The organism is uncultured Gimesia sp. (assembly GCF_937919775.1).
In the GTDB taxonomy this organism is placed as follows: Bacteria; Planctomycetota; Planctomycetia; order Planctomycetales; family Planctomycetaceae; genus Gimesia.
In genome coordinates this window covers 1-3,093 of sequence record NZ_CALFPF010000297.1, presented here as the reverse complement: position 1 = coordinate 3,093, position 3,093 = coordinate 1, and the positions used below count along the sequence as shown (strand labels likewise).

Here is a 3,093-nt window from a genome sequence, read left to right as displayed (position 1 = left end):
ACAGGATTCCTGTTATGTTAGATCAGAGAATTCCACTGTTGAATTCTTTTACTTTATTATTTACTAATTTACATCGACAGTCAGGAGTATGATCTGTCATGACGCAAATTGAATATGTCCATGCACGTGAAGTCTTTGACAGCCGTGGGAATCCTACGGTGGAAGTGGAGATTTGCTGCGCGAATTCCCGCCCCGGCAGAGCCATAGTTCCCAGCGGTGCCAGTACCGGCAAATTCGAAGCGGTCGAATTACGCGATCAGGATTCATCGCGATTTGATGGTCTGGGAGTCACGCAGGCAGTCGAAAATGTGCGAGGCGAGATCGCAGCTGCGTTAATCGGCCAGGATGCTTCTGACCAGCGAGCCATCGATGCGAAATTGTGTGAGCTGGACGGGACAGAGAATAAGTCGCGTCTGGGGGCCAATGCGATTTTGGGGGCATCTCTGGCAGCCGCTTATGCCGCTGCGGAATCTCAGCAGCAGACCCCCGTTGAGCGTTTTGCCGAAATCTGGTCTGAATACATCAGTCAAACTCCTGCGGCAGAGTCAGGGGGGGGACAGACACAGCGAACTTCTTTACTGGCTCAATCGATGTTACTCCCGCTGCCCATGGTCAACATGATCTCAGGCGGACTGCATGCGGGACGAAATCTTGACTTTCAGGATTTTCTGATCCTGCCGGTCGGAGCGACTTCTTATCGACAGGCTTTCGAATGGATTGTGACCATTTATCGCAGACTTGGTCAGATACTGAATAAAACAGGACACGAAGGAACCCTGATCGGAGATGAAGGGGGGTACGGTCCCAAATTAAGCAGTAACAGTGAAGCAGTCAAATTTGTTGTGGCGGCGATTGAAGCGGCGGGGCTCAATCCGGGTGAGGATGTTGCCATTGGTCTGGATGTTGCCAGCACGCATTTTTATGACGCAGAAACGGGAAACTATCATCTGAATGCAACGGGAGACGAGGCGCTCTCTGCAGATGATGTCATCGATATGCTGGAACGCTGGGTGAATACGTATCCGATTATCAGCATTGAAGATGGTCTGGCGGAAGATGACTGGGAAGGGTGGAAAAAACTGACCGAGAGGTTGGGGCACCGCGTCCAATTAATTGGCGATGATCTGTTCGTGACCAATCGTCGTCGGTTGCAGCAGGGGATCGACAGTCAGACGGCCAACAGTGTTCTGATCAAATTGAATCAGATCGGCACACTTTCTGAAACATTGGAAACGCTGAGGATGGCCATCGATCACGGCTATTGGCCCGTGGTGTCGGCACGCAGTGGTGAAACGGAAGACACCACGATTGCCGATCTGGTCGTTGCCACCGGGGCAGGACAGTTAAAAGTCGGTTCCGTAGGCCGCAGTGAGCGTTTGGCGAAATACAATCAGTTACTCCGGCTGGAAGAACAATTGGTGGGCCGGGCTGGTTATCACGGGGGAGGAATCTTTTCCTCGTTGAAATAATGCAATCATATTCGGGTCTAATCAGTGGTTCTATAAGGATCACTGTTGAGAGGGCTGGTTTTGGGAATAAAGCCCATGGAGTGCGTCCAGATCGGCTTGCAGTGCCTGGGAAACGCGGAAAATGCTGACGGCGCCTAGAGTTCCGGCAACTGTCAGAATTCCGATGGCGACTTTGTCATCCAGATTAATCATTGCCAGAGCGGCGATACTGAGTGTCGGCACTAAGAACGCCATGATCAGATAAACCCAGGTCAGGCGTTTGATTTGCAGGTAAGTATCGGGGGCGCGCTGGCTGAAATCATTGCTCTGCAGCAAACGGGGATAAATCGCATGCAGGCTGATATAAGTCACTCCAAAAAATGGATAACTGGCTGCGATCAAACCACACAAGACGAGTGATCCCAGGAAATGCATGTAGTCAGTGAGAGACAATGAACCAATGGCATAATGCATGCTGACCGGGTAGGCGATGCCGGCAAGGATCCATTCTGTGGTACAGATCAAGGCAGCATAATGTCCGAGCCTGAGACACCGCTTTTGGATGGCGGCTGTTTTTTCCTTTTCTGAAATGACGTCCGTCGGTTTCTCAGTTCGAAATCGCAGTATGGTCCAGGTCAGCCAGCCGATCAGGCCCAGTCCCAGTGGATAGGCAATCAGATTGATGATCGACTGAATTTGCCAGAACGCGTCTTGCGAATTCTTTAAGTGTTCCACGATATGTTTCTGGTTATGAAAGAAATTGAATAAACCAGCCAGCATATTCGGGATGGCCACAATCAGGATGATCAGTGGAATCTCCCAGCCTTTTAATCGTGTGAACCAGCTTGTGGATGGGGGGAATAGAATCTGTTGTGCTCTGGGGTTCAGGCATAATTCCAGTTGACTGGCGAGTTCCGTACCTGAGTTCCAGCGTTCCAGTGGATTGGGCATCAGGCACTTTTGGAGAACAGTCACCAGATGTTCCGGGCAGTCAGGGGGCAGATGTTGTGGTGAGTTTCGCAAGGTGGTACCTGATTGCCGTTGTTGAATCATCTGTTTCAGCAGTGTTGACCAGCCGGAGGTGATGGCAGGGTCCTGGAAGGGGCGGACGCCTGTGAGCAGTTCCCACAACATTAAACCCAGCGAATACAAATCACTCTTTTCATCGAGACTTTCCGGCAGTCGGGGATGTGTGGGGTCATAGGCTTCCAGCTGTTCGGGGGACATGTAAGCCAGACTTCCCCCAAAATAAGCGGCCGGAGTTGTTCCAGCGATGTGTGAACTGAAACTGATATTGAAGTCCGCCAGTTTCGGAATCCCTTCCGCTGTCAGGAGCACATTGGCCGGCTTGATATCCCGATGTAAAACACCTTTTTTATGTGCATAGTCCAAGGCGCGTGCCAGGCGTATTCCTAACCAGCAAATCGTTTCCGGCCAGGAGAGGGAATTCAATGTCTGGCAGGTGAAAGATTCGGTGGGACGGGATTCGCCGCGCAAATCCAGAGACTGGTTGACCGCAACCAGCAGGACGCTGCCTGATCTTTCGGCGGGCGCTGTGTTACGGATGATCTCGGCGACTGTGTGCAGGGTGCCTCCGGGAAGATACTGCATATACAAGAGGCGAATCTTTTTATCAGGCATGATA

2 protein-coding genes are annotated in these 3,093 nt (G+C 51.4%); one reads left to right on the top strand and one right to left on the bottom strand.

Translation table 11 applies throughout. From position 1 onward, the window contains the following. The first annotated feature begins 98 nt into the window (after positions 1-98). Complete coding sequence (gene eno, locus Q0294_RS08190) at positions 99-1,469, top strand: phosphopyruvate hydratase (protein WP_299463144.1); 1,371 nt, start codon at positions 99-101, stop codon at positions 1,467-1,469. A gap of 39 nt (positions 1,470-1,508) precedes the next feature. Here eno and Q0294_RS08185 read toward each other — a convergent pair. Beyond that, positions 1,509-3,093 (bottom strand): serine/threonine-protein kinase (locus tag Q0294_RS08185; protein WP_299463141.1); only part of this gene is annotated, 1,585 nt, incomplete at its 5' end.

Coding starts and splice junctions, on each gene's coding strand:
- eno (WP_299463144.1), top strand. CDS start 99: ATGACGCAAATTGAATATGTCCATGCACGTGAAGTCTTTGACAGCCGT.